This window comes from Streptomyces sp. NPDC051976 (genome assembly GCF_040680795.1).
Taxonomy (GTDB): Bacteria; Actinomycetota; Actinomycetes; order Streptomycetales; family Streptomycetaceae; genus Actinacidiphila.
Genome location: NZ_JBFAXL010000048.1, coordinates 1 through 23,400, shown reverse-complemented (window position 1 = coordinate 23,400; position 23,400 = coordinate 1). Strand labels below are relative to the sequence as shown.

The 23,400-nt window shown below is 73.1% G+C and carries 29 protein-coding genes; 13 read left to right on the top strand and 16 right to left on the bottom strand.

The window, feature by feature from the left end; all coding sequences use genetic code 11:
- The first annotated feature begins 14 nt into the window (after positions 1–14).
- Genes AB0M29_RS33965 through AB0M29_RS33945 form a run of 5 tightly spaced genes read left to right on the top strand, consistent with a single transcriptional unit; the run spans position 15 to position 5,277 of the window.
- Complete coding sequence (locus AB0M29_RS33965; RefSeq protein WP_365390000.1) at positions 15–1,523, top strand: lipid II flippase MurJ; 1,509 nt, start codon at positions 15–17, stop codon at positions 1,521–1,523.
- Entirely contained in the window at positions 1,513–2,286 is a 774-nt protein-coding gene (locus AB0M29_RS33960; protein WP_365389905.1) for a polysaccharide deacetylase family protein, read from the top strand. Before AB0M29_RS33965 ends, AB0M29_RS33960 begins: the two co-directional genes overlap by 11 nt.
- Positions 2,283–3,410: a glycosyltransferase gene (locus AB0M29_RS33955; protein WP_365389902.1), complete on the top strand. Its 1,128-nt coding sequence runs from the start codon at positions 2,283–2,285 to the stop codon at positions 3,408–3,410. Before AB0M29_RS33960 ends, AB0M29_RS33955 begins: the two co-directional genes overlap by 4 nt.
- An 8-nt stretch (positions 3,411–3,418) precedes the next feature.
- On the top strand, positions 3,419–4,075 hold the full coding sequence (locus AB0M29_RS33950; protein ID WP_365389900.1) for a lipopolysaccharide biosynthesis protein: 657 nt from the start codon (positions 3,419–3,421) through the stop codon (positions 4,073–4,075).
- Entirely contained in the window at positions 4,072–5,277 is a 1,206-nt protein-coding gene (locus AB0M29_RS33945; RefSeq protein WP_365389898.1) for a GNAT family N-acetyltransferase, read from the top strand. Before AB0M29_RS33950 ends, AB0M29_RS33945 begins: the two co-directional genes overlap by 4 nt.
- A gap of 48 nt (positions 5,278–5,325) precedes the next feature.
- On the opposite strand, the gene AB0M29_RS33940 is transcribed toward AB0M29_RS33945, so the two are convergent.
- Both AB0M29_RS33940 and AB0M29_RS33935 read right to left on the bottom strand, forming a co-directional pair.
- Complete coding sequence (locus tag AB0M29_RS33940) at positions 5,326–5,784, bottom strand: carboxymuconolactone decarboxylase family protein (protein WP_365389999.1); 459 nt, start codon at positions 5,782–5,784, stop codon at positions 5,326–5,328.
- Between the two features lie 140 nt (positions 5,785–5,924).
- Positions 5,925–7,052 (bottom strand): glycosyl hydrolase, encoded by a 1,128-nt coding sequence (locus tag AB0M29_RS33935; RefSeq protein WP_365389997.1) that lies wholly within the window; start codon positions 7,050–7,052, stop codon positions 5,925–5,927.
- A 407-nt stretch (positions 7,053–7,459) separates the two neighbouring features.
- Between AB0M29_RS33935 and AB0M29_RS33930 the strand changes: the two genes are divergently transcribed.
- Both AB0M29_RS33930 and AB0M29_RS33925 read left to right on the top strand, forming a co-directional pair.
- Positions 7,460–7,900: a tyrosinase family oxidase copper chaperone gene (locus AB0M29_RS33930; RefSeq protein WP_365389896.1), complete on the top strand. Its 441-nt coding sequence runs from the start codon at positions 7,460–7,462 to the stop codon at positions 7,898–7,900.
- 52 nt (positions 7,901–7,952) lie between these two features.
- Positions 7,953–8,810 carry a tyrosinase family protein gene (locus AB0M29_RS33925; protein ID WP_365389893.1) on the top strand — a complete coding sequence of 286 codons (858 nt, stop codon included), beginning with the start codon at positions 7,953–7,955 and terminating at the stop codon, positions 8,808–8,810.
- A gap of 89 nt (positions 8,811–8,899) precedes the next feature.
- Here the strand turns inward: AB0M29_RS33925 and AB0M29_RS33920 are convergent, their stop codons facing one another.
- Together AB0M29_RS33920 and AB0M29_RS33915 are read right to left on the bottom strand one after the other, a co-directional pair.
- Complete coding sequence (locus AB0M29_RS33920) at positions 8,900–9,163, bottom strand: chaplin (protein ID WP_365389891.1); 264 nt, start codon at positions 9,161–9,163, stop codon at positions 8,900–8,902.
- Between the two features lie 200 nt (positions 9,164–9,363).
- On the bottom strand, positions 9,364–10,143 hold the full coding sequence (locus tag AB0M29_RS33915) for a hypothetical protein (protein ID WP_365389889.1): 780 nt from the start codon (positions 10,141–10,143) through the stop codon (positions 9,364–9,366).
- Positions 10,144–10,444: 301 nt separating this feature from the next.
- Here AB0M29_RS33915 and AB0M29_RS33910 point away from each other — a divergent pair, with 301 nt between their 5' ends.
- Positions 10,445–10,948: a DUF5949 family protein gene (locus AB0M29_RS33910; RefSeq protein WP_365389887.1), complete on the top strand. Its 504-nt coding sequence runs from the start codon at positions 10,445–10,447 to the stop codon at positions 10,946–10,948.
- Positions 10,949–11,039: 91 nt separating this feature from the next.
- On the opposite strand, the gene AB0M29_RS33905 is transcribed toward AB0M29_RS33910, so the two are convergent.
- From AB0M29_RS33905 to crcB (AB0M29_RS33890), 4 genes are all read right to left on the bottom strand, one after another.
- On the bottom strand, positions 11,040–11,312 hold the full coding sequence (locus AB0M29_RS33905) for a hypothetical protein (protein WP_365389885.1): 273 nt from the start codon (positions 11,310–11,312) through the stop codon (positions 11,040–11,042).
- Between the two features lie 72 nt (positions 11,313–11,384).
- Complete coding sequence (gene crcB, locus AB0M29_RS33900; RefSeq protein ID WP_365389883.1) at positions 11,385–11,768, bottom strand: fluoride efflux transporter CrcB; 384 nt, start codon at positions 11,766–11,768, stop codon at positions 11,385–11,387.
- Positions 11,765–12,121 carry a DUF190 domain-containing protein gene (locus tag AB0M29_RS33895; protein ID WP_365389880.1) on the bottom strand — a complete coding sequence of 119 codons (357 nt, stop codon included), beginning with the start codon at positions 12,119–12,121 and terminating at the stop codon, positions 11,765–11,767. The genes crcB (AB0M29_RS33900) and AB0M29_RS33895 overlap by 4 nt, the downstream gene beginning before the upstream one ends.
- On the bottom strand, positions 12,118–12,588 hold the full coding sequence (gene crcB / locus AB0M29_RS33890) for a fluoride efflux transporter CrcB (protein ID WP_365389878.1): 471 nt from the start codon (positions 12,586–12,588) through the stop codon (positions 12,118–12,120). Before crcB (AB0M29_RS33890) ends, AB0M29_RS33895 begins: the two co-directional genes overlap by 4 nt.
- Positions 12,589–12,791: 203 nt before the next feature.
- Here crcB (AB0M29_RS33890) and AB0M29_RS33885 point away from each other — a divergent pair, with 203 nt between their 5' ends.
- Positions 12,792–13,871, top strand: coding sequence for a hypothetical protein (locus AB0M29_RS33885; protein ID WP_365389876.1), 1,080 nt, complete (start codon positions 12,792–12,794; stop codon positions 13,869–13,871).
- Here AB0M29_RS33885 and AB0M29_RS33880 read toward each other — a convergent pair.
- The 4 genes from AB0M29_RS33880 to AB0M29_RS33865 all read right to left on the bottom strand — a co-directional run bounded on the left by AB0M29_RS33880 (position 13,859) and on the right by AB0M29_RS33865 (position 17,297).
- On the bottom strand, positions 13,859–14,437 hold the full coding sequence (locus AB0M29_RS33880) for a hypothetical protein (RefSeq protein ID WP_365389874.1): 579 nt from the start codon (positions 14,435–14,437) through the stop codon (positions 13,859–13,861). The two genes, AB0M29_RS33885 and AB0M29_RS33880, sit on opposite strands and share 13 nt — an antisense overlap.
- A 10-nt stretch (positions 14,438–14,447) precedes the next feature.
- The gene (locus tag AB0M29_RS33875) at positions 14,448–14,897 is read right to left on the bottom strand and encodes a DUF1992 domain-containing protein (protein WP_365389872.1); all 450 of its coding nucleotides are present in this window, start codon (positions 14,895–14,897) and stop codon (positions 14,448–14,450) included.
- A gap of 60 nt (positions 14,898–14,957) precedes the next feature.
- Positions 14,958–16,649, bottom strand: coding sequence for a SpoIIE family protein phosphatase (locus AB0M29_RS33870; RefSeq protein ID WP_365389869.1), 1,692 nt, complete (start codon positions 16,647–16,649; stop codon positions 14,958–14,960).
- A gap of 96 nt (positions 16,650–16,745) precedes the next feature.
- Positions 16,746–17,297: a MarR family transcriptional regulator gene (locus AB0M29_RS33865; RefSeq protein WP_365389866.1), complete on the bottom strand. Its 552-nt coding sequence runs from the start codon at positions 17,295–17,297 to the stop codon at positions 16,746–16,748.
- A 35-nt stretch (positions 17,298–17,332) separates the two neighbouring features.
- On the opposite strand from AB0M29_RS33865, the gene pip reads away from it, so the two are divergent.
- Entirely contained in the window at positions 17,333–18,298 is a 966-nt protein-coding gene (gene pip / locus AB0M29_RS33860; protein WP_365389863.1) for a prolyl aminopeptidase, read from the top strand.
- On the opposite strand, the gene AB0M29_RS33855 is transcribed toward pip, so the two are convergent.
- From AB0M29_RS33855 to AB0M29_RS33845, 3 genes are read right to left on the bottom strand one after another with little or no spacing between them, the layout of a single operon-like run.
- Positions 18,292–18,714 (bottom strand): DUF5994 family protein, encoded by a 423-nt coding sequence (locus AB0M29_RS33855; protein WP_365389860.1) that lies wholly within the window; start codon positions 18,712–18,714, stop codon positions 18,292–18,294. The genes pip and AB0M29_RS33855 overlap by 7 nt on opposite strands.
- On the bottom strand, positions 18,711–19,184 hold the full coding sequence (locus AB0M29_RS33850; RefSeq protein ID WP_365390007.1) for a hypothetical protein: 474 nt from the start codon (positions 19,182–19,184) through the stop codon (positions 18,711–18,713). The genes AB0M29_RS33855 and AB0M29_RS33850 overlap by 4 nt, the downstream gene beginning before the upstream one ends.
- Positions 19,181–19,714 (bottom strand): DUF5994 family protein, encoded by a 534-nt coding sequence (locus AB0M29_RS33845; RefSeq protein WP_365389858.1) that lies wholly within the window; start codon positions 19,712–19,714, stop codon positions 19,181–19,183. Before AB0M29_RS33845 ends, AB0M29_RS33850 begins: the two co-directional genes overlap by 4 nt.
- Positions 19,715–20,004: 290 nt before the next feature.
- Between AB0M29_RS33845 and AB0M29_RS33840 the strand changes: the two genes are divergently transcribed.
- Complete coding sequence (locus AB0M29_RS33840) at positions 20,005–20,517, top strand: GNAT family N-acetyltransferase (protein ID WP_365389855.1); 513 nt, start codon at positions 20,005–20,007, stop codon at positions 20,515–20,517.
- 15 nt (positions 20,518–20,532) lie between these two features.
- Here AB0M29_RS33840 and AB0M29_RS33835 read toward each other — a convergent pair whose 3' ends face one another.
- Positions 20,533–22,128 carry a helicase HerA-like domain-containing protein gene (locus tag AB0M29_RS33835; protein WP_365389853.1) on the bottom strand — a complete coding sequence of 532 codons (1,596 nt, stop codon included), beginning with the start codon at positions 22,126–22,128 and terminating at the stop codon, positions 20,533–20,535.
- 96 nt (positions 22,129–22,224) lie between these two features.
- Between AB0M29_RS33835 and AB0M29_RS33830 the strand changes: the two genes are divergently transcribed.
- The gene (locus AB0M29_RS33830) at positions 22,225–22,521 is read left to right on the top strand and encodes a type II toxin-antitoxin system VapB family antitoxin (protein ID WP_093712089.1); all 297 of its coding nucleotides are present in this window, start codon (positions 22,225–22,227) and stop codon (positions 22,519–22,521) included.
- A gap of 21 nt (positions 22,522–22,542) precedes the next feature.
- Entirely contained in the window at positions 22,543–23,190 is a 648-nt protein-coding gene (locus AB0M29_RS33825; RefSeq protein ID WP_365389849.1) for a LytR C-terminal domain-containing protein, read from the top strand.
- The last annotated feature ends 210 nt before the right edge of the window (positions 23,191–23,400 follow it).

Here is a 23,400-nt window from a genome sequence, read left to right as displayed (position 1 = left end):
GGCGGCGGGGTGGGTTGGGGCGGGCGGCCGGGGTGACGGCCGGGTTGACGGTGGGGGGGTCGCTGCTGGGGCTGGTGCGGGATCAGGCGATCGCGCATCTGTTTGGAGCCGGGGCGGGCAGTGACGCGTTCCTGGTGGCGTGGACCGTGCCGGAGCTGGCGGCGACCGTGCTGATCGAGGACGCGATGGCGCTGCTGCTCGTACCGGCGTTCAGTGGGGCGCTGGCGAAGGGCGGCGGAGCGGTGCGGGCGCTGCTCGCGGCGACGCTGCCGCGGCTGGCCCTGGTGCTGGCCGCCGCGGCCGTCGTGCTGGGCCTGGCCGCGCCCGCGGTCGTGGACGTCCTCGCCCCCGGCCTCGCCGACCCCGCCCTCGCCATCGCCTGCACCCGCCTCACCGCCGTCACCGTCCTCACCTTCGGCCTGACCGGCTACCTCAGCGCCGCCCTCCGCGCCCACCACCGCTTCCTGCCCCCGGCGGCCATCTATGTCGCCTACAACACCGGCATCGTCGCCACCCTCCTCACCCTGCACGGCCGTTGGGGCGTCCGCGCCGCCGCCGCCGGCGTCGCGATCGGCGGCGCCCTGATGGTCGCGATCCAGGTCCCGTCCTTCGTACGCCACGTCCATGTCCGCGTCCGCCCCGCCGCGCCGCCGCGCACGCGGCACCGCCTCGGGCTGGCGCTCGTCGCGCCGGTGCTGGTCTTCACCGTCAGTCGGCAAGCACAGGTCCTCGTGGAGCGGTTCTTCGCCGCTCCGCTGCCCGCGGGGGCGATCTCGCATCTGAACTACGCGCAGAAGGTGGCGCAGATGCCGATGGTGCTGTCGCTGATGATCTGCACGGTCACGTTTCCCGCGGTGTCGCGGGCGCTCGCGGAGGGGGACCGGGAGGGGGCGAGGCGGCGGGTGGAGCGGGATCTCGGGCTGGCGTGCGTGGTGGTGCTGCTGGGGGCGGCGTTCGTGATCGCGTGCGCGCCGCAGATCGTGGAAGTGCTGTTCCAGCGGGGGGCGTTCGGCGCGAGCGACACGGCGGCGACGGCCGCGGTGATGCGGGTGTACGCGCTGGGGCTGCTCGGGCAGAGCCTGGTCGGGGCGCTGGTGAGGCCGTACTTCTCGGCGGCGCGGCCGACGTGGTACCCGGCCGGGGCCATGGGGGTCGGCCTGGCGGTGACGGTCGCGGTGGACGCCGCGACCGTCGGCGCGTGGGGGGTCTACGGGATCGCCGCGGGCAACGCCGCCGGCATCACCGTCACCGCCGCGCTGCTCGTCCGCGGCCTCGGGGCGCAGACGATCGCGGTCGGGGTGCGCCGCCTGACCGTGGCGACGGCCAGGATCGCCGCGGCCGCGGCGGCGGCCACCGCGGCCGGATGGTGTGTGGCCGCCGCCCTCCCCGACCCGTCGGCCGCGCTCGCGGCCTGCTGTGTCGCCGTACCCGTCACCTTCGCCGCGGCGGCGACCGCCGTAGGGGTGCCGGAAGTCCCTTATCTGCTCGCCCATTTGAAACGAAGGCTGCCGTATGCCCACTGAACTCCTCGCGCGGGCCACCGCGCGCGCGGACGCCGCCCGGCGGGTCGCGCCCTGGGTGCTGATGTACCACTCGGTGGGCGACTGCCGGGACGACCCGTACCTCGTCACCGTCTCGCCCGACCGGCTCGGCCGCCAACTCGCCTGGCTGCGACGGCGCGGGCTGACCGGCGTCGGGGTCGGCGAACTGCTGCGGGCGCGGGCGGAAGGCGCCGCCGCGCGCCTGGTCGGGCTGACCTTCGACGACGGGTACGCCGACTTCCTCGACCTCGCGGTGCCGCTGCTGCGGCGGTACGGCCACACGGCCACCGTCTTCGTGCTGCCCGGCAGGCTCGGCGGCGCCAACGACTGGGACCAGGAAGGCCCGCGCAAACCGCTGCTCACCGCGGACGGCATCCGCGAGGCCGCCGCCGCGGGCATGGAGATCGGCTCGCACGGCCTGCTGCACCAGGACCTCACCGCCGAGGCGACCCCCGACGACGCCGTCCTCACCGCCGAAGTCGCCGACAGCCGCGCCCTGTTGCGCGACATCACCGGCACCGCCCCGGCCGGATTCTGCTACCCGTACGGCGCCCTCGACCCCCGCGCGCTCCACGCCGTCCGCGACGCGGCCTACACCTACGCCTGCGCCGTCACCCCCGGCCCCCTCACCGGCCCCTTCGCCCTCCCCCGCGCCTACATCGGCGAACGCGACACCACCCCCCGCCTCCACGCCAAACGCACCCTCCACCACCTGCGCCGCGAACCGCTGGGAGAGCCGGCGTGAGCCCGGAAGCCACTCGCCGACCGCGCGTGCTGCACGTCATCACCGGGCTCGGGATCGGCGGGGCGGAGCAGCAACTGAGGCTGCTGCTCCGGCATCTGGGGGCGGAGTGCGAGGTGGTGGCGCTCCGGGAGGCGGGGGTGGTGGCGGAGGGGATCAGGGCGGACGGGACGCCCGTGGTGGATCTGGGGATGGGGGGGAACCGGGATCTGCGGGCGCTGCCACGGCTGGTGGGGTTGATGCGGGCCGGGCGGTACGACGTGGTGCACACGCATCTGTACCGGGCGTGTGTGTACGGGCGGGTCGCGGCGCGGCTGGCCGGGGTGCGGGCGGTGGTGGCGACCGAGCACTCGCTGGGGGAGTCGCAGATCGAGGGGCGGCCGCTGACGCGGGGGACGCGGGCGCTGTACCGGGGGACGGAGCGGCTGGGGACGGCGACGGTGGCGGTCTCGGCGACCGTCGCCCAGCGGCTGGAGGCGTGGGGGGTGCCCGCGCAACGCGTGCATCTGGTGCCCAACGGCATCGACCCGGACGACTTCCGCTTCGCGCCCGCGACCCGGGCGGCGACCAGGGCGCAACTCGGCCTGGCACAGGACGCGTTCGTCGTCGGCGGGGTCGGCCGCCTCGTGCCGGGCAAACGCTTCGACACGCTGGTGCGCGCGGTCGCGGCGACCCCCGGCACCGATCTGCTGCTGGCGGGCGACGGCCCGGAGCGGCCCGTACTGCTGGCGCTGGCCGCGAAGTTGAGGGCGTCCGGGCGCGTGCACCTGGTGGGGGCGACGCCCGACGTGCCCGCGCTGCTGGCCGCCATGGACGTCTTCGTGTCGCCCTCACGCGAGGAGGCGTTCGGGCTCGCCGTCGTGGAGGCGCTGGCGTCGGGGCTGCCGGTGCTGCACGTCGCCTGCCCGGCGGTCGACGACCTCCCGGCCTCGCACGCCCCCGGCGCGCGACGGATCGGCGCGACACAACAGGACCTCGTATCCGCGCTGCGGGCCCAACTGGAGGCCGGTGCACGCCGGTTCCCGGTGCCCCGTGCCGTGGATGGCTACCACATCGCCCACACCGCGGACCGGGTCATGGCGCTGTACACAGCGGCCGCCGCCACCCGGCCAGGACGTAAGAAATGAGCAGACCGATGGACGACAGGAAGCGTAAGGACGGGCTCGCGGGCCGGGCATGGTGGCGGCGGGTGCCGCGGTGGGCCGCGGTGCCGATCGGAGTGGTGGCGGGGCTCGCCGGAGGGCTCGGGTACGGGCTCACGGCGGCGCCGCAGTACGCCGCGACCAGCTATGTGATCGTGGTGCCGCAGCACGGCGACTCCGCGACCGCGCTCGGCTTCGCGCAGGCGTACGGGCGGGTGGTCACCGGTTCCGCGGTGCTGGCGGGGGCGCAGAGCGCCACGGGGATGGCGGTCTCCGACCTCCAGTCGCATGTGCAGGCGGCGACCTCGCCGGACGCCCCGATGATCTCGGTGACCGGCACGGGCGCGGGCGGCGCCGAGGCCGCGGACATCGCCAACGCGGTGGCCGCTTCGCTCACCGCCACCGGCAACCGCAACGCGGCCAGCACCGGCGTCCACCTGCTGGTCTTCTCCCCGGCCGCCGCCCCGAGCGCCCCGGCCTCGCCGTCGGCGGCGCTCTCGGCCGCGGTGGGCGCCAGCGCGGGCGGCCTGCTGGGCGCGCTCGTCCTGCTGGTCCGCCCGCGCCCGACGCCGGAAGGCCGGGCAGCCACGACGGCCACCGGCGCCGCCCTCCCCGGCCCGGCCCAGCCGGTCGTACGGGAGACGGTGTGACGACCGGCCAGGACGCGTCCGCGCGTACCGAACACCGCGCCGACGCCACGATCCCCGGGCCCCGGACCGGCCACCCGCCCGAGGTGACCGTCCTGCGCGACCCCGCCGCCTTCGCCGCGCTCGCCGACGAGTGGCAGGCGCTGCACCGGCGCTGCGCGGCGGCGACCGCGTTCCAGACCCACGCCTGGCTGCACTCCTGGTGGCTGTCGTACGGGCGGCCCGGGCGGCTGCGGGTGGTGCTCGTACGCCGCGGCGGGGTGCTGGTGGGCGCCGCCGCGCTGACGGTGCGGTACCGCGGGGTGCCGGTGTGGGTGCCGGTCGGCGCGGGGATCAGCGACTACGCGGACGTCCTCGTCGACCCGGCGGACCCGGGCAACACCGCGGCCCTGGCGGACGCCCTGCGCACGGCGGCGCGCGGCGCGGTGATCGACCTGCGGGAGGTACGGCCGGGAGCCGCCGCCGAGCGGATGTACGACGCGTGGCGGGGACCGCGGCGGCGGCTCCCGGACTCGGTCTGCCTGGAACTGCCGGGCCGCCCGATGGACGACCTCATCGCCCGCGTCGGCAGCAGCTCCCGCGGCCAGCGGATCCGCTCCAACCTCCGCAGGCTCGACGCGGCGGGCGTCACCGAGCGGGACGTCCCGCCGGACGAAGTGGCGAGCGCCGTCGCGGAGATGCTGCGGCTGCATCTGCTCCAGTGGCAGGGCCGCGGGGTGAACCCCGAGCACGTACGGCCCCGCTTCCGCGCTCATCTGACCCGGGCGTGCACCCTGATGGCCGCCTCGGGCGACGCGGTGGTCAGTGAGTTCACCATGGGCGGCGAGGTGGTCGCGGCCAACCTCACCGTGCTGTCACCCGCGCTCGCGGGCGGCTACCTCTACGGCGCCCACCCCAGCCTGCGCGGGACGAAGGTCGACGTCACCACGCTGCTGATGCGGCACGGCGTGCGGCACGCGGCGGGCGGCGGCCGGGAGGTGCTGAGCCTGCTGCGCGGCGCCGAACCGCACAAGTTCCACTGGCGGCCCGAGCACGTCACCAACCACCGGCTGCTGCTGGCCGCCCGCCCGCTGACGCCCGTACTCCACCTGCGCGCGGCCCTCGCCCAGGGCCGTACCCGGCTGGCCGCCCGCGCCCGCCGCCACGCTCCCGTGCTGCACGCCTGGCGGTCCCGCCTGAACGACTGGCGGGCGACGCGGCCCTAGTCGTACCGGCCCCGCCGCCCGCCCGTCCCTGCCACCCCCGCTACCCCGCTACCAGGAGACGCCGCCCGCGATCTGGCGGGTCGTGGCGTTCAGCCGGTTGAAGAGGTTCGTCACACCGATCATCAGGATGATCGCGGCGAGCTGCGTCTCGTCGAAGTGGTCGGCGGCCGCGTCCCAGATCTCGTCGGAGACGGGGTCGGGCCGGTCGGCCAGCCGCGTGGCGGCCTCGGTCAGCGCGAGCGCCGCCCGCTCGGCGTCGGTGAAGTAGGGGGTCTCGCGCCAGGCCGCCACGGCGAACAGCCGCTCGTCGCTCTCCCCCGCCTTCCGCGCGCTGCGGATGCCGGAGTCGACGCAGACGCTGCACCCGTTGATCTGGCTGGCCCGCAGATGGACCAGTTCCAGCGTCTGCTGCGGAACCCCGCCCTTGGACGTCGCCTTGAGCACGTTCAGGATCGCGGGCATCGCGTCCGGAAGCACCTGGGCGGGGTTCTGCATCCGGGCCTTCATGGTCTCCGTGGTCATCGTCGTTCTCCCTCTGGGTTCCGCTCTCGTCATCGCCTTCACTGCACTGACGTTTGCCGGAGGGAGAATGTGACCGATCCGCCGCGGATTCTTCCGTACGCCTCTGACCAGGCCCTACGTGCTCGTCATCCGCCCTGCCGCGGTGGCGGCGGCGTCGGGCCGGGTGCTGTCGCCGGCCCCTGGGCGGCGGCCGTGGGCAGCACCGTCGGCGGCGCTACGGGAGCGGGTGTGGACGCGGGCGCGGGTGTGGTCGGCGTGGCGGACGGCTCGGGCGCGGTGGTCGCCGGGGGAGCGGTCGGGGTCTGCGGCGGAGCCTGGGTCGGCGTCGACATCGGCGTCGGCGTCGGCGTCGGGCTGGGCTGCGGAGCCGGGGTCGTCGGGGCCGGAGCCGGGGCCGGTTTCCGGCCGGAGAGCATCGACCGGTAGACTTCGGTGGACTTGGGGTTGTCCTGGCACTGCCACACCCCGTGCGGGCAGTAGTCCGTGATCGTCTCGTACAGCGGCTTGTGGTCGTCCATCCAGTCGAGCATCAGCCGCATGTAGTCCGGGTCGTCGCCGTTCCTGAACAGCCCCCACTCCGGGTACGAGATCGGCTTCTTGTGCCGCGCCGCGAAGTCCACCTGCGCCTGCAGCCCGTACGGCTCGGTCACCTCGTCGTAGAAGGAGTCGCCGGGCGGCTGGTCGTAGGAGTCCATGCCGATGATGTCGACGCTCGAGTCCCCGGGGTAGCACTCGGTCCAGCCGATGGCGTCCTCGCCGCGGTTGGGCGCGAAGTCGAAGCGGAAGTGCTGGCCGGGCACCGCGCGCATCGCGGCGACGACCCTGTTCCAGTACGTCTTCCAGTCCTGCGGGTCGGGGCCGCACCGGTGGCTGTACGTGGTGCCGTTCATCTCCCAGCCCAGCACGATCACGGTGTCGGGCACGCCCAGGTCGACCAGCCGCGCGGCGAGCTTGCTGAAGTGGCGGTCGAAGTCGCCGCGGGCGCCGGCCTGGATCAGGTCGCGTACCTCGTAGTCGTCGAGGTGGTCCTCGTTGTGCTCCTGCATCGGCACGTTGAGGACGAAGAGCCGGTCGGATCCGGCCCGCTTCCACTCGGCCCACGGGTCGAGCAGCCCGCCGTCGCCCTCGATGGAGGACCAGCTGTCGCCGGGCAGATAGGTGTGGCCCACGCGCATCTCGGTGCCGCCGAGCCAGCTCTCCAGCGCGCTGATGCGCTGCACGCCCTCGATACCGGAGTCGGTGAAGGCGCCCATCGCGGGGAACGTCACCGGCGGGGCGCCGGGCTCGGCGCCGCCGGGCGCCCCCGAAGCGCTGCGGGTCGTACCGGCGACGAGCAGCGCGGCCGTGACGAGTGCGACCCCCACCCCCGTCAGCCACTGGCGTCGGTTGGCCATGGCCATCACCCGTTCCTCATCTGCAACCGCGCTAATTCTCACGATCAGTCATAACGTATGAAGAAAGCGCCCGCTCATTGACCTAGGCCGAATGCCTTCCTTCTCCCGTGACGCGAACCCGTTGTCCAATACCGGCAGGGAGCCGAAGGCGAAATCACTCGGGCGGATGAATTTCCTTGTACCGCCTCCGTATTCTTCGCTGCCGCTCACCCCTACGGCGGCATGATGAGCGGCGGCGGAGACCGGACGGGAGGAGTGTGTCGGACATGAGCGAAACCATGGAGAGCGACCACCCGAAACCCGCCGCGAGACCCGCCGGATCGACCCGCCGACGGATCATCAGACGCGGCATCACCACCGTCGCCGCCGCGACCGGCACCACCGCGGCACTCGCCCCGATACTGGCCGCCCGGCAGCCGGGCGCACGGGCGGGCGCGCAACCGCCGGTCCGCACCGCGCTGTTCGACGAGACCTACCGGGGCCGCCGCCTGCAGGGGTTCAGCTCGACCGAGGCGGCCAGCGGCGTGGACCTGCTGATCGACGGGCGGCCGCTGCACGTGATGCGGCGGGTGGACGGCAGCTACATCAGCATGGCCAACCACTACCAGCCGTACACCACCGTGCTCGCCACCGCCCGTGGCGCCGTGGACGTGATCGGCCGCGCCCCGCTGGCCGCCGGTGCGGACGCCGAGGACCACCACCACTGATCGGCCGACCGCCGACGACAGCCGAGAGGGGTCAGCACCTGTGTACACACGGATGAACCAGCGGAATCTGACCAGCAGCCAGCGCGCCCGGTTCGTCGAGGCCGTGGTCGAGCTGAAGCGCATGGGCAGCTACGACAAGTACGTCATCACCCACAGCCAGTACTTCGCCGCCGACGGCGAGAACGGCCTGCGGGTGGCGCACATGGCCCCGACGTTCTTCCCGTGGCACCGGCGGTTCCTGCTGGACTTCGAGCGCGAGCTGCAGATGATCGACCCGAGCGTCTCGATCCCCTACTGGGACTGGACGCGCGACAACAAGCAGAGCTCCGCGCTGTGGGGCCCCGACTTCATGGGCGGCAACGGACGCGACAGCGACGGCCAGGTGATGACCGGCCCGTTCGCGTACCGGACCGGCGACTGGCCGATCACGTACGGCGTCACGGACGAGAAGTACCTGACCCGGAACATGGGCCGCCCCGACCGCCCGATCGGGCTGCCGACCAAGACCGAGCTGGCCCACGCGCTCGCCATGCCCGTCTACGACAAGGCGCCATGGAACTCGGCGCCGTCGACCCAGGGCTTCAGGAACAAGATCGAGGGCTGGACGGTCAGCGACACCAAGGGCGGCTATCTGCACAACCGGGTCCACCAGTGGGTCGGCGGCCACATGATCGGCGCCAGTTCGCCCAACGACCCGGTGTTCTGGATGCACCACGCCTTCCTCGACCTGGTCTGGGTCCGCTGGCAGCGGCTGCACCCGAAGTCGGCGTATCTGCCGAGCGCGCCGCTGGCGCGCAAGGACCCGGAGCACGGGCGGGTGATCAGCAGTCATGAGCTGATGCCGCCGTGGAAGGTGAAGCCGTCGGACTACTTCGACCACCGGCGCTTCTACGCGTACGAGGAGAGCTGACGCGCTCGCCCGCACCCGGGCCGGGCGCATGGCAACGGCCTCCCGCACCAGAGGTGACGGGAGGCCGCGGTGGTACGGAACAGCCGTGACTACCAGTCGCCGCCGTCGTGGCCGGAGATGTTCTGGCACTGGTTGCCGAACGCCGGGTTCAGCAGACCGATCACGTCGACCGTGTTGCCGCAGACGTTGACCGGCACGTGCACGGGCACCTGGACCAGGTTGCCGGACAGCACACCCGGGGAACCGACGGCGGCACCCTGGGCACCGGAGTCGGCAACGGCCATACCGGCGCCGGCGGCCAGAACGGCACCCGCTGCGGCGGTGACGGCCGCCGCCTTTGCGATACGCGACATCAAGATCTCCCTGAGACGAAACACCCGCCGCATCACCTGCGGCGTTGACGCTCTGCGCAACGGAGGGAGATCACGAATAGTCACGCAGGTTGAGCTGAATCAGTGACCACGTATCAGAATCCGCCGACCGGGTGACGGCCCGTGGCACGCGCGCGCCACGGGCCGTCCGCACCCCGATCGGGGTGCGGATCAGCGCCTGGTCAGAGCAGCGGCAGGCTCAGCAGCGGCACCGACGGGAGCGTGGGAGTCGTGGGGGTGGCCGGCAGGGACGGGGTGGTGGGGAGGGACGGGGTGGTCGGCAGCGACGGGGTCGTCGGCAGCGTGGGCAGGCTGACGCCCGGGAGCAGACCGGAGACCAGGGAGAGCGCCACGTTCAGCAGGCTGCCGACCACCCCGGTGGCGGAGGTCAGCAGGCCGGACACGTCCGACGTGGCGGCCTTGGCCAGCGCGTCCACGGCCGCCTGGAGCGAGGTGAGGGCGTCGGTCGCGGTGTCACGCGGCGAGGCGGCCTTCTGCGCGGGCGCGGCGACATCGGGCACGTCGGCCGCGTGGTCGGCGGCCGTGTCGGTACCGGAGATGGTGGCGTCCGGGGCGCCGGTGCCGGGCGCGCCGACGTCCGGCGCATCGCTGTCGGACGCGGAGTCGTCCGGCGCCGTGGCCTGCAGGGACTGGACGGCCTCCTTGGCCGCGTCGATGCCGGACTTCACCGCGGCGACGTCCGCGGCGATGGTGTCCTGCGAGGCCGTGCCGGGGGAGGCGAGCAGGTCCTGGACCAGCTTCGCGACGGGGGCGGTGATCCCGGCCACCCCACCGAGGGACTTGGCCTGCGCGATCAGCGCCGCCGCGTCGGGAGCCGCTGCCGCGCGCGGGACGGCGGTGGGAGCGGGACTGGCGGATGCGGTGGCCGCCAGCGCCCCGCCCGCGAGAGTGGCCACGAGCGCGGCGGAGACGACCACACCGGTGACCCTTTGGTTACGCATGAGGAGGTGTTCCCTTCGGTGGTGAATGACTACTCGACCACCGTGAAAAGCTGACTGTCGTACCGCAACCGCGAGAAACACCCCCTGGTCACGGAAAAGTGCCGCGCACTTCAGAAGAGGCGCCATATGGGGGGCGCGGAGCCGACGTTCAAAGATGCGGAGTCCATATATCACTGCTGAGCCGTTAGAGTGCGCAGGCGTGGCCGGTAACTCCCCGAAAGGACGAATCCCCCTGCCGCGGGTCGCCCGCTGAGGTGATATCCGGCCCGGCCGGAGCGCCGCGGCCGTTAGGGTCCGGCGCATGAGCCAGACGAACACCGCGCCCAATCCGACCCTGCAGCGCCGTATCGGCACCTTCATGGTGATGGGGTGGGCGGGCGAACACAGCGACGACGGCCGGGACATGCCGTTCCTGATGGCGTACTCGCTCGGTGACGGCCCCGAAGGGCCCGAGGCCGGGCAGGAGGCGCTGCTGGCCGTCGCCGAGGAGATCGGGCTGCCGGTGGGCGGTGCGATCCTCGACGTCTCCCAGGCGCCCAGGGTGTCGGTGCGCCTGCTCGTCGAGGGCGGCAAGGCGGTGCTGAGCATGCCGTATCTGCACGCCGCCTGCCCGATGCCCGAGCAGTGGGTGGCAGCCGCGCACGACCGCGGCGCGGTGTACCTGATCCTCGCCACCCGCCCCTGGCCGGAGGCGACCCCGGGCCGCGCGCTCACCGAGGAGCAGCTGCAGGCGTTCGCCGGGGACGCGGAGACGCTGGGCACGGCGGCGCACTGCATCGTGCCGATCAGCACCCTCAAGCGCTAGCGCCCGCGCCGGGGCCGCCGCCCCACGCACAGGGGCGCCCCGCGGGACCTTCCGGTCCGGTGGGGCGCCCCTTCGGGTTCGCCGCGAAAGGTCAGTGCACCAGGTCGTTCCCGGCGTTGACCGCGTCGGTCCCGGCCTGGACGACGTTCTTCACGTCGGTGACCTTCTGGTCGACCTTGTACTCCCCCAGCACGCTGGAGGTGGCGCCCTTGGCCTGCTGGCCCGCGGCGGACGCGGTGATCGCCGTGCTGCTCAGGGTGGAGCCCAGATCGGCGGAGCCTTCGGCGGCCATGGCGGCGGGGGCCCCGGCGGCGAGCAGGAAGGAACCGACGGCGGCGGTGCTGAGGATGCGCGATACGTTCATGATCGATACAACGCGCGAGAGCGCCGCAGGGCACGCCGAGGGGGACCAGCCGTCACCCGGCGTCCGCGCGCTTCACCCCCACAGGGCAGAGGCGAGCGCCACGCCGACGAACACAGCTCCGAGTCCGACCACCACGCTGACGACCGCGTTGGCCGCCGCGTAGAGCCGCGCGCCGCCCTCGGCCAGCCGCAGCGTCTCGTAACTGAAGGTCGAGTACGTCGTCAACGCGCCGCACAGCCCGGTGCCGAGCAGCAGCTGCACATGCGACGAGGCGGCGCCCTCGGTGGCCGCGCCGGTCAGGGTGCCGAGGATCAGACAGCCCGTCACGTTCACCACGAAGGTGCCCCAGGGGAAGACCGAGTCGTGCCGGGCCTGCACCGCGCGGTCGGTGAGGAACCGCAGCGGCGCGCCGACGGCGGCGCCCGCGGCGACCAGCAGCCAGTTGGCCCAGTTCACGACCCGCCACCGCCGGACCGCCCCGCGTAGGTGACGACCTCGCACCGGTCGAGGGTCACCAGGCCGCCGCCGATCAGTTCGTCGAGGTGCGGCAGGAAGGCGCGGACCTTCTCCTCGGTGTCCACGATGACGACGGCCACCGGGAGGTCCTCGCTCAGCGACAGCAGCCGCGAGGTGTGGATCAGCGAGGACGCGCCGAAGCCCTCAATACCGCGGAAGACGCTGGCGCCCGCGAGCCCCTCCTTGTGCGCCCGGTGCACGATCTCGGTGTAGAGCGGCTTGTGGTGCCACACATCGCTCTCACCGATGAGGATCGTCGCCCGCAGCGCCGTACCACTGAGCCGAGTCGTCATGGAATCCTCCAGGCCAGGACACGGCGCGTGGTCCACGCCGCGCACCACACGGCGGCGAGCGCCGCCAGCAAGGTCGCCCCCAGATACAGCAGCGCGCGAGCCGTCTCGTGCGCCTTGATCAGCTTCTGGATGTCGACGGCGTACGTCGAGAAGGTGGTGAAGCCGCCGAGGACACCGGTGCCGAAGAAGGGCCGCACCAGCCGGTGCGCCGGACGGCCCTCGGTGATCACCACCATGAAGACGCCTATCACCGCGCACCCGACGACGTTGACCCACAGCGTCGTCCAGGGGAAGCGCCCGGCCGCGACCGGCCACTCCAGCGCGGCGCCGTAGCGCGCCAGGGCGCCGATCATCCCGCCCAGCGCCACCACGCCGACGACGGACCACTGGCCACGCAGCGGCGACCGCCAGCGGCTGAGCGTTTCGGGACCGGGTTCGACGCCGGTGGTCTCCACGTCCGCGCCCATGCCCATCCGTCTCCTACTCCCGTGGCCGCCAGGCTAGCAGTCGGCCCTCGCCGGGCAGGCGCCCTGGTCATCCGGCCCGGGCACCCGCTGTTGCCCGGCTGTGACAGCGGGCGCACAGCGCGGCGATGTTGCGCGGGCACTCTTCTCACATCGCGTCACAGCGCACGGAGCAGAAACCGTCACCGTTCCTGGGGGAAACCGAAATGACCGCTCGCGCCCGATCCCGCACCCGCAGCACCGCCGCCGCCATCGCCCTGACCGCCGGCATCACCGGTGCCACGATGCTGCTGACGGCCTGCGGCCCCACGGGCGACAACGCCTCGGTCAGCACCAGCCCGTCGGCCAAGGCCGGGAGCAAGGGCGTCTCCGGCGCGAAGAAGAACGGCACCACCACGAACGGCGGCGCCAAGAACGGGACGGCCGCCAAGCCGGTCTCCCACACCCGGCCGGTCACCCCCGCGCTCAACGGCACCGCGCACAACGGCCTGACGATCAGCGACGGCACCCGCTACGTGGTCATGAACGGCACCCGGGTCGACTTCGGCACCGCGGTGCGCGACCTGGCCTGGTCGCCCAACGGCGCCAAGGCGGCCTTCATCGACGGCGACGGCGACCTGGCCGTGGCCAACCCCGACGGCAGCGGCCGCGTCGTCGTCGCCAAGAACCCGGGCAACCAGACCTGGTCCCACCCGACCTGGCAGGTGCGGCCGTACGACACCCAGAACCAGATCCCCGCCGCGAACAACCTGCTCTTCGCCGTCCGCAACGCCAACGTCTGGAAGCTGTACGGCATCCCGGCCACCGCCCACCAGGGCACGCCCAAGGTCCTCAGCCTGAACGCCGAGTCGGGACCGGGCGCCCCGTCGATCCCGCAGACCGGCAACTCCTGGCCCAACGCGGCCGGCAAGTACGGCACTTCGGTGTACGCCAACGCCGGCACCGGTGACGTCTACATCCGCGACGACTACCTGCGGCAGCAGGGCAGCAAGCTGGCCGCCGGCTCCGAGCCCGCGATGTCGCCCGCCCAGGACCAGGACATCGTCTTCGTCCGTTCGGTCGGCGGCCACGACCACCTGTTCCTGGAGACGTCGACCAACGGCGGCCCGACGTACAAGGACCTCACCCCGCACGCCACCACCGACTACACCGAGCCCGCCTTCTCGCCCGACGGCAGGACCATCGCCGCCCGTACGCCCAGCGGCATCGTGACCCTGCCGGCCAACGGCTCGCAGGCACCGGTCCGGGTCTCCTCCTACACGGGTCTGCCCGCCTACCGCGGCTGAGTCCCGCCGCCCCTTCCGGCCAGTTCGGCGCGCAGCTCGTCGAGGTGCGCGTCGGCGGTGTCGTGGGGCAGGAACTCGACCACGTCGAGGAAGCGGAACAGCACCTGCGTGGCGGTCACCGCGAACTCGTAGTCCGCGAACCCGACGACCGCGCCCATCGCACCGCGCACCGCGCCCCGGACGACATGCTCGGTCATGTCGTCCGGCTGCCGCGCGTCCAGACCGCGGCGCGCGTTGGGCCGGGCCAGGTACGGGCAGACCATCGAGGCGTAGAGCATGCAGGCCCGGTGCCCCGGGCCCTCCAGGGTCGGCGCGAGGTTGCGGTACGCGCGCCCCGCCGCCAGTGCCCCGCCGATCGCCTCGCTCTCCCCGGCGCCGACCACCCGCCACACCGGGCCCCGCGGCATCAGCGTGTCGCACACCGAACACAGCCGCTGCCGCGCGCAGTTGGCGCTGCGCTCGTAGTCGGTCAGCGCGAACTGCGGCTGGTCGCCCTCCCAGGGCGTGATCGCCGGTACGGGATAGCCGCGGCCGTCGCGCGGCCTGGCGTCGACCGGCGCGGGCATCGGCACCGCCTCAAACCGCACGACGCCCCTGCCCGTCCGGTTCCGAGGAGCCGTCGGAGGTCGCGTCCCGCGCCGCACGCCAGTCGGCGACGACCTGCTCGACGTCGAACAGCCCGCGGTTGAGCGGCGGTCCCTCGGGCGGCCGGCGCAGCGCCTCGCGCAGCTTGTCGTTGATCCCGGTCAGGACGCGGCGCACCTCGTCCTCGGACCCGGCCGCCATCGCCGCGGCGAGCGCGTCCTCCGCCGCCTTGCGGAGCTGGAGCGACGGGGGCAGGAAGGACAGGCCCTCCTGGTGCATCTTCCGCTTGACCCACCACAGTTCGTCGTAAGGCGTGTTGAGCGACTCCAGCGGCTTCCCGGCGCCGGGCAGGTCCGCGAACTCGCCGCGCGCCTCGGCCTCGCGGATCTGCTTGTCCACCCACGACTCGAAGGGGACGCCGGGCGGCTTGCGTTCGGTCATGCCTCGCTCCTCACGCGGGATCGGCCTCGCGACCGGCCATTCGCCGGGTCCACCCCAAGGTTACGTGCGCGCCCGGGCGGCCAGCAGGGCCACGTCGTCCTCGGTGGCGGCCGGCGCCAGCCGGTGCACGATCCGGGCGAGCATCGCGTCCAGCGGACCCGACGCGTGCGGGATGCTCAGCGCCGCCAGCCGGGCCAGCGAGGAGTCGATGTCCTCGTTGCGCCGCTCGACCAGGCCGTCAGTGTAGAGCAGCAGTGTCTCGCCCGGCCCCCACCGTACGTACACCGTCTCGTAGATGCCCCGCAGGTCGGCGCCGAGCGGCGGGCCCGGCGGCACGTCCAGCATCACGATGTCGCCGCGCGGCGAGACCAGGGCGGGCGGCAGATGACCGGCGTTGGCGAACCAGCAGGCGCCGCGCACTGGGTCGGCCAGCCCGAGCAGGCAGGTCGCGGGCCGCTCGGCGCCCGCGGCGGTGAGCAGCACGTCCATCCGGCTCAGGATCTCGTGCGGCGCGTCGCCCTCGCCCGCCACCACCCGCAGCATCGACCGGTAGTGGCTCATCTCGACGGCGGCCCCCACCCCGTGGCCCATCACGTCGCCCATGGCCAGCAGGGTCAGCCCGCCGGGCAGCGCCAGGGTGTCGAACCAGTCGCCGCCCACCAGATCGGTGGCGCCCGCGGGCAGATAGCGGGTGGCCACGTCGATCTCCGGGTGCGGGATGCCGGGGGTGGCCAGCAGCGCGCGCTGGAGCTCCAGGGCGATGCCGTGCTCGCGGCTGTAGCGGCGCGCGTTGTCCAGGCTGATCGCGGCCCGGTCGGCGAGCGCACGGGCCACCGCGATGTCCTCGGGATCGAAGACCGGCGACGTACCGGCCCGCACCAGCGAGACCGTGCCGAGCTTGTCGCCGCGCGCCGCCAGCGGCACCACCAGCGCGGAGTGGATGCCCGCGGCGCGGTACGCGGCGACCCGTTCCGCGCTGGGCGCCGCCCGGCCCAGCGCGTCGTCGGAGGGCAGGTTCTGCACCACGGGACGCCCGGTCTCCAGGCACCGCGGGATCGCCGCGCCGCGCTGGTAGTCGACGTACTCACCGGGCGTGCCGAACTCCTTGACCTTCTCTCGCAGCGCGGGCCTGGCCGCCATCGCCGCCCGGCGCAGCCGCAGCGTCCCCTGCGACGGCGGACGCTTCCCGTACTCCTCCGCCGCCAGCACCTCCACGGTCGCGGTGTCGGCGATCACCTCGACCAGCAGATCGGCCAGCTCCTGGCACGTCCGGTCCATCTCCAGCGTCGAGCCGATCCGTACGGCGGCGGCGTCCAGCAGCATCAGCCGCTCCCTGGCCCGCTCCAGCTCCCGCTGTGTCTCCCGGTCGGCGCTCACCTCCAGGACCACCGCGCCGAGGCCGTGGATCCGCCCGTCGGGGTCCTCGATCCGGTGGTAGCTGCCCTGCCAGTAGCGCAGCTTGTGCGGTGAGTCGGCGCGGGTCTGCCCGCTGGAGACCATCACCCGCGGCTCGCCGTCGGCCAGCACCATCCGGAGGAAGTCCTCGTTCGCGTCGACGCCCGGCACGATCTCGGAGATGGTCCTGCCGTAGTGCGCCTCGGCTCTGATCCCGTTCATCCGGGCGAGCGCGGGGTTCACGTACACGTACCGCAGATCGGTGTCGAGCACCGCGACACCCGCCTCGGTGCCGTCCAGCAGCGCGGGCCAGAGCCAGCTCTCCGGCGGATCGCGCGGTGGAGGGTCGGCAGGCATCGGCGTCCCTCCTCGGAGATCCGTCGCAGGTCGTACGACGCCGTACGTTCCACGGTCGCATCTTCCACACTGCCCGCAGGGCCGCGAATCGGCGATTCAGGATCCCTCGGTAATTGCCCCTCCGGACGCGTCCGGAATCCCCTCCCGGCCGCCCTCAGGACCCGTCCCGGCCAGCTCGGCGGTGATCCGCTCCCGCATCGGGCGTCGCTCCAGCGCCGCCAGCGCCTGCTGGATCAGCCCGCCGGGCCCGCTGAGCGGATAGGGCAGCTCGGCCTCGAAGGCGCGGGCGGCCGCCGCGGTGGCCGCCCACTCCCGCTCCAGCGCGGGCAGCAGCGCGACCGCCTTCGGGGTGAGCCGGACGATGCGCTGCCGGGCGTCCGCGCCCGGCGCCAGCGTGACCAGGCCCGCTCTGGCCATCTGGGCGACGGTCTGGCTGGCCGCGGAGTGCGTGACGCCCAGCGAACGGGCCAGATCGCGGATGGCCGCGGGCCCGGCGGCGGCGAGGGCGCGGACCACCGGGGTGAAGCGGGGCCGGTAGCCGTCGCCCAGTCCCAGGGCGGGGTAGACGGCGGCGACCTCGCCGTCGAGGAGTTCCAGCAGGTGGCGCAGGCGGGTGCCGAGGAGTTCCGGCCCGGGAGGGGCGTTCATGCCCCTAAATATAACAGCGCTGTTAGATTGTAGGGATGACGACCTACCCACCCATCGCCCCGTACGACGAGGGCATGCTCGACGTCGGCGACGGCAACCGCGTCCACTGGGAGGTCTGCGGCGATCCCGCGGGCAAGCCCGCCGTCGTCGTGCACGGCGGCCCGGGATCGGGCTGCACCCCCGGAATGCGGCAGTTCTTCGACCCGGCCCGCTACCGGGTGGTCCTCTTCGACCAGCGCGGCTGCGGCCGCAGCACCCCGCACGCCGCCGACCCGTCCACCGACCTGCGCCACAACACCACCGAGCACCTCATCGCCGACATGGAACGGCTCCGCACCCACCTCGGCATCGACCGCTGGCTGCTCATGGGCGGCTCCTGGGGCTCCACCCTGATCCTCGCCTACGCCCAGCGGTACCCCGAGCGCGTCTCGGAGATCGTCATCAACGGCGTCACCACCACCCGGCGCCGCGAGATCGACTGGCTCTACCGCGGCGTCAGCCGCTTCTTCCCCGAGGAGTGGGCCCGCTTCCGTGACGCGGTCCCCGAGGACGGCCGCGACGACCTGCCCGCCGCCTACGCCCGGCTCGTCTCCGACCCCGACCCCGCCGTACGCGCCAAGGCCACCGACGACTGGTGCGCCTGGGAGGACGCGGTCCTCTCCCTCGAACCCCACGGCTCCCCCCACCCCTACGGCGACCGCCCCACCCGCGCCCGCCTCGCCATGGTCCGCATCACCACCCACTACTTCTCCCACGCCGCCTGGCTCCCCGAGTCCGCCCTCCTCCACCACGCCCCCCGCCTCACCGGCATCCCCGGCGCCCTCTTCCACGGCCGCCTCGACCTCAGCAGCCCCCTCGACACCGCCGTCTCCCTCACCCGAGCCTGGCCCGACGCCCACCTCACCCTCGTCGGGAACACCGGCCACAAGGGAAGCGAAGCGCTCCGCGCCCAACTCACCCAAACCCTCGACGCCTTCGCGTCGTCACCGCCGGCTCAGTAGCGGACGACGGTGGCCGCCATCAGGCGGCGGGCCTGGTACTCCGGGGCGTCCGGGGGGACGACGATCAGGTCGCAGCGGCCGACGCCCCGTATCAGCAGGCAGGCCGTGTGGCGGTGACCGGCGCTGGTGGAGCGGATGATGCGCAGCGTACGGCCGCCCAGAACCATCGCGGACGCGCCCGGCAGCCACATCGAACCGTCCACCGTCACATGGGTGATGTACCCCCACCGCTCGGCGAGTGCGGCCAGCAGCGGCGGCAGCTCGTTCACGAGATCGGGCGAACGCGGCCACCAGGCCCCGTCGATCCGGACCGGCCCGAGGCCCTCGCGTACCAGGGACAGCCTGGCGCGCGGCCCCTGCCACGCGGGCGGCAGCGTCAGGGGCTGGGGCAGTGGTTCGCCGATCATGGCGCTCATCTGGTGGGCCTGTCTCCGGACGGATCGTCCTGGATGGGGGATGGGGGCTCGGGCGGCCGGGAGTCCCGCGTCGGGACATCCGTGGCGTCCCGGGCCTCCGCCCGGCGGGTACCGCTGCCGCCGACCAGCCGGAGCTGGAACGGTCCTGACGCGTCGGGGAAGTGGACGGTGTCCACCGTGAGATCCAGCCGCGTGCCGCCGTCGACGCAACCCGCGGGGGAACTGCGCTGCTCGGTCGCGGCGAACCGGATCCGCAGCACCTGGGCGATCTTGCGCGCCACCTCGGGGGACGCGGCCACGATCCGCACCTCCGCGAACCCGGCCGCGGGCAGCATCCGCTCCCCGTTCCCCGCCCCGCCGCCGACGACGGCGCTGTCGGCTCCGCCGCTGCCCTCAATGGCTTCGACAGCCGCGTCCACCACCGTGGCCTGCGGAGTGTCCCCCGGTCCGAACACGCGATGACGTGTCATTTCCGCCCGCCCGTCTGTTCCGCGCCGGTGTGAGGCTGGGCGATGAGGGCGCTGGCGGTCAGGACGTTGCGCGGGTCGGAGGCCGCGGCCAGCAGCCGGACGGCAGTGGCACGAGGGGTCTCCGGCGGAATCACCAGCAGGTCCCAGCGCGCGTTGCGGTACGAGAGCAGGAGCAGCTTGTGGGGGTCCTGCTCGGCCGCGAACCAGCCCACATGGACGGTCCGCCCGTCGGCGGCCACCTTCTTCGGGATGACCGACCAGTGCTCGGGATTGACGGCGACACGGGTGACCCGTCCCCAGGTCTGCTCCAACTCATCGACCAGCGGCGGGAGTTCGAGAGTGAGATCACGGGACCGGGGCCACCAGGCGCCGTCCAGCAGACCTCGCCCGACCACCCCGCGCCCGTCACTGCGGCCGCCGGGCGTCAAGGCGATCCTGGCCGGCGCCCGCCGGTCCGCGTCATCGGAGCGGTCAGGGCCGTCCGGAAGCGCGGCTCGCGCCGTCGTCAGGGGTTCATGGGTCGAGGACATGGCACACGTGCCCGTCTCCGGGCCCGTGTCTGGCGGGCCCGGCACCGTCGTTCGCCGCGAACGACGCCGGCTTGACTGCCGGTGTGCGAAATGCCCTCGGTACGTCCATCCTACTCCGGCTCGGGTCCCGGGGACCTGGCCCGCGATCTGGCCGTTCGCGGCGTCGCGCTGCTGCCTCCGGGCGGTTTGCGCCGGTACCACGCGGGCATGATGCTCGGTCCGGGGCGGCTGACCGGCCGGGGGCGGGGCATATGCGGGAGGCATTCGTGGTCGAGGTGTTCACGCGCCGCATGTCCAGGTGGCAGGCCGAACAGCAACAGGACGCCGTGGCAGACGTGTTCGCGGAGGTCTACCCGCGCGCGGACGCACCGGGCGAGGAGCCGCCCGACCGGGAGGCGTATCTGCGGCGCTTCACCGCCGACACCCGGCGGCCCGGCTTCGACATGGTGGTGGCCAGCGAGCGGCGGATGACCGGGGCCGCGTACGGCTTCGTGCTCGACCGCTACGACGACCCCTGGCGCGACTTCGACGGCGAACTGCCGCCGCGGATCGGTGAACTGACCGCGTCCGGCCAGGTCTTCACGCTGGCGGAACTGATGGTGCTGCCCGCCTTCCGCCGCCAGGGCATCGCCACCCGCCTGATCGGCCAGCTCCTGCTGCGCAGCAACGCCGCCCTGGTCACCGCACGCGTCGCCGCGGACGCCGACGCCGCCCACAGCGCCCTGCGCGCCTGGGGCTGGACCCGTATCGGCGACCTGCGCACCCACCCCACCCAGGTCTGGACCCGCGCCCGCACCCGCTGAACCCCGGAGCCGGGCTCACCGCTTGCGCACCCCGAAGAGCGAGCGGGTGATCTCGCGCCCGACCTGGGTGCCGACGGAACGGGCCAGGGACTTGAACATGCCGCTGTGGACGACCTGTTCGACCAGCCCCTCCTCGTCCTGCGCCGCCTTGCCCGCCTTCGCCGGTCCGGGCCGCGCGGCCGCCGGCTCGGTCGCGGGGGCGGCGGCCGCCGCCTCCTTCGCGGCCTCCGCCGCCGCCAGCTTCTCGTACGCCGACTCGCGGTCCACCGCCTGCGCGTACGTCCCGTACAGCGACGAGCCCTTGACCGCCGCGTCCAGCGCACCCGGCTCCACCGGACCCATCAGCGACTGCGGCGCGCGCAGCCGGGTCGCGGCCACCGGCGTCGGTGCCCCGTTCTCACTGAGTACGGTGACGACCGCCTCGCCGGTGCCGAGCGCGGTCAGCAACTTCCCCAGGTCGTAAGCGGAGTTGGGGAAGGTCGACACCGTGGCCCTGAGCGCCTTCGCGTCGTCGGGCGTGAAGGCGCGCAGTGCGTGCTGCACCCGGTTGCCGAGCTGCCCCAGCACGTCCCCGGGCACGTCCTTCGGTGTCTGGGTGACGAAGAACACCCCGACACCCTTGGAGCGGATCAGCCGTACCGTCTGGGTGATCGACTCCAGGAACGCCTTCGACGCGCCGTTGAACAGCAGATGCGCCTCGTCGAAGAAGAACACCAGCTTGGGCCGGTCGAGGTCGCCGACCTCCGGCAGGTCCTGGAAGAGGTCCGCCAGCAGCCACATCAGGAAGGTCGAGAAGAGCTGCGGTTTGTCCTGCACGGCGGGCAGTTCGAGTACGGAGACCAGGCCGCGCCCGTCCGCGGCGGTCCGCAGCAGCTGGGTCGTGTCGAACTCCGGCTCGCCGAAGAACGACGACGCGCCCTGTGCCTCGAAGGCGGTGAGCGTGCGCAGCACCACCCCCGCGGTGGCGGGCGAGATGCCGCCGATCTCCTTCAGCTCGCCCTTGCCCTCGTCGGAGGTGAGGAACGCGATGACCGCCCGCAGGTCCTTGAGGTCGACCAGTTCGAGGCCCTTGGTGTCGGCGTAGTGGAAGATCAGGCCCAGCGACTGCTCCTGAGTGGTGTTCAGCCCCAGCACCTTCGCCATCAGCACCGGCCCGAAGCTGGTGACGGTGGCCCGCAGCGGGATGCCCGTACCCAGGCCGCCGAGCGCGTAGAACTCGGCGGGGAAGCCGCTGGCCGACCAGGTCTGGCCGACCTCCGCGGCGCGCTGCTCCACCTTCGCGCCCCCGGCGCCCGGCGCCGACACGCCGGAGATGTCGCCCTTCACATCGGCGAGGAAGACCGGCACGCCCTGCGCCGAGAGCTGTTCCGCGATGAGTTGGAGCGTCTTGGTCTTGCCGGTGCCGGTCGCACCGGCCACCAGACCGTGCCGGTTGAGCATCCCCAGCGGGATGCGTACCGGCGCGTCCGGGCGGCAGACGCCCTCCCACAGCAGCGCCCCCAGATCGAGCGCCGGGCCCGTGAAGGCGTACCCCCGCGCGATCTCCGCGGCGGGCGCGGGCAGCGGGCCCGGGTCGGGGCCGGAGGGGTTCTGCGGCTGGGGATCGGACATCACGGCTCCCGCTTGGGGCGGCTATGGGGCTTATGCCACCATCGCACCGCCGCGCCACTGCTGCGCCTGGAGGAGCCGGGCCGGTAGGCTTTCCGTGTGATCTTCAAGCGCATCGGAAACGGGAGGCCGTACCCGGACCACGGCCGGGTGAGTACGCGTGAGTGGGCCGACGTCGCCCCACGCCCCGTTCGGCTGGACCAGTTGGTGACCACCAAGGGCCAGCTCGACCTGGAGACACTTCTCGCCGAGGACTCGACCTTCTATGGCGACCTCTTCGCACATGTCGTCAAATGGCAGGGTGACCTCTATCTGGAAGACGGCCTCCACCGGGCAGTGCGCGCGGCGCTTCAGCAGCGCCAGGTGCTGCACGCCCGGGTCCTGGAGATGGACTGACAATCCGCTTACGCTGCGCTCATGAGCATGCTGACCCCCTCCGGTATGGGAGGGAAGTACCGGGTCACCGGCAACCAGTACCCGAGGATGCGCCGGCCGCGCAGACGCGGCCGCGTCCTGGCCGCCATGATCGCGGCGGTGGTGGTCCTGGGCCTCTTCGGCTGGGGGGCGCTGCAGCTCTTCCATGTCTTCTCCGGGGGAGACAAGGGCGACACCAAGGCGAACGCGGCCCCGCAGAACAGCCCGTCCTGCAAAGCGACGGCCGCGCCCACACCCACGGGCAAACCGGCGCCGCTGCCGCTGCCGGGCGGCGTCACGATGAACGTCTTCAACGCCACCGCCAAGGGCGGCCTGGCCAAATCCACCGCTGACGAGCTGGCCAAACGCGGCTTCAAGGTCGCCAAGTTCGGCAACGCGCCGGACCCGTACGACAAGAAGGTCGCCCAGTCGGCCCTGATCCTCGCCGGCCCGGCCGGGGAGGCCGCCGCCCGCGAGGCCGGCACCCAGGTCGCCGGCTCCACCGTGAAGATCGACCCCAAGCGCACCGGCAAGACCGTCGACCTCATGATCGGAACCGGCTTCGTCACCCTCTCCAACCCCGCCGACGCCGCCAAAGCCCGCATCGCCGCCGCCAACCCGGCTCCGCCGAAGCCCGTGTGCGCCAGCTGAGCCCCGGGCTGCGCCCGGGCTCAGGCGTAAGACGGTGCCCCGTCAGGGGCGCGGGAACGCTCCCGACTGCACCGGACGTGCCCCGTAGGGGCGCGGGGAACTGCGCGCTCAGCCTCCACCGGCCGGTGGTCCGAAGACCACGCGTCTGCCCCATTGGGGCCGGTGGTGACCTGCAGCCACGCGACGGCTGGTCGCGCAGTTCCCCGCGCC

Coding starts and splice junctions, on each gene's coding strand:
- AB0M29_RS33870 (WP_365389869.1), bottom strand. CDS start 16,649: ATGCCTGCCGACCCTCCACCGCGCGATCCGCCGGAGAGCTGGCTCTGG.
- crcB (WP_365389878.1), bottom strand. CDS start 12,588: ATGGGCGCGGACGTGGAGACCACCGGCGTCGAACCCGGTCCCGAAACG.
- AB0M29_RS33925 (WP_365389893.1), top strand. CDS start 7,953: ATGAACCAGCGGAATCTGACCAGCAGCCAGCGCGCCCGGTTCGTCGAG.
- AB0M29_RS33835 (WP_365389853.1), bottom strand. CDS start 22,128: ATGTCCGATCCCCAGCCGCAGAACCCCTCCGGCCCCGACCCGGGCCCG.
- AB0M29_RS33845 (WP_365389858.1), bottom strand. CDS start 19,714: ATGTCCTCGACCCATGAACCCCTGACGACGGCGCGAGCCGCGCTTCCG.
- AB0M29_RS33910 (WP_365389887.1), top strand. CDS start 10,445: ATGAGCCAGACGAACACCGCGCCCAATCCGACCCTGCAGCGCCGTATC.
- AB0M29_RS33880 (WP_365389874.1), bottom strand. CDS start 14,437: ATGCCCGCGCCGGTCGACGCCAGGCCGCGCGACGGCCGCGGCTATCCC.
- AB0M29_RS33895 (WP_365389880.1), bottom strand. CDS start 12,121: ATGACGACTCGGCTCAGTGGTACGGCGCTGCGGGCGACGATCCTCATC.
- AB0M29_RS33940 (WP_365389999.1), bottom strand. CDS start 5,784: ATGAAGGCCCGGATGCAGAACCCCGCCCAGGTGCTTCCGGACGCGATG.
- AB0M29_RS33865 (WP_365389866.1), bottom strand. CDS start 17,297: ATGAACGCCCCTCCCGGGCCGGAACTCCTCGGCACCCGCCTGCGCCAC.
- AB0M29_RS33855 (WP_365389860.1), bottom strand. CDS start 18,714: ATGAGCGCCATGATCGGCGAACCACTGCCCCAGCCCCTGACGCTGCCG.
- AB0M29_RS33950 (WP_365389900.1), top strand. CDS start 3,419: ATGGACGACAGGAAGCGTAAGGACGGGCTCGCGGGCCGGGCATGGTGG.
- AB0M29_RS33840 (WP_365389855.1), top strand. CDS start 20,005: ATGTCCAGGTGGCAGGCCGAACAGCAACAGGACGCCGTGGCAGACGTG.
- AB0M29_RS33920 (WP_365389891.1), bottom strand. CDS start 9,163: ATGTCGCGTATCGCAAAGGCGGCGGCCGTCACCGCCGCAGCGGGTGCC.
- AB0M29_RS33885 (WP_365389876.1), top strand. CDS start 12,792: ATGACCGCTCGCGCCCGATCCCGCACCCGCAGCACCGCCGCCGCCATC.
- AB0M29_RS33875 (WP_365389872.1), bottom strand. CDS start 14,897: ATGACCGAACGCAAGCCGCCCGGCGTCCCCTTCGAGTCGTGGGTGGAC.
- AB0M29_RS33960 (WP_365389905.1), top strand. CDS start 1,513: ATGCCCACTGAACTCCTCGCGCGGGCCACCGCGCGCGCGGACGCCGCC.
- AB0M29_RS33915 (WP_365389889.1), bottom strand. CDS start 10,143: ATGCGTAACCAAAGGGTCACCGGTGTGGTCGTCTCCGCCGCGCTCGTG.
- pip (WP_365389863.1), top strand. CDS start 17,333: ATGACGACCTACCCACCCATCGCCCCGTACGACGAGGGCATGCTCGAC.
- AB0M29_RS33935 (WP_365389997.1), bottom strand. CDS start 7,052: ATGGGCGCCTTCACCGACTCCGGTATCGAGGGCGTGCAGCGCATCAGC.
- AB0M29_RS33850 (WP_365390007.1), bottom strand. CDS start 19,184: ATGACACGTCATCGCGTGTTCGGACCGGGGGACACTCCGCAGGCCACG.
- AB0M29_RS33905 (WP_365389885.1), bottom strand. CDS start 11,312: ATGAACGTATCGCGCATCCTCAGCACCGCCGCCGTCGGTTCCTTCCTG.
- AB0M29_RS33930 (WP_365389896.1), top strand. CDS start 7,460: ATGAGCGAAACCATGGAGAGCGACCACCCGAAACCCGCCGCGAGACCC.
- AB0M29_RS33825 (WP_365389849.1), top strand. CDS start 22,543: ATGAGCATGCTGACCCCCTCCGGTATGGGAGGGAAGTACCGGGTCACC.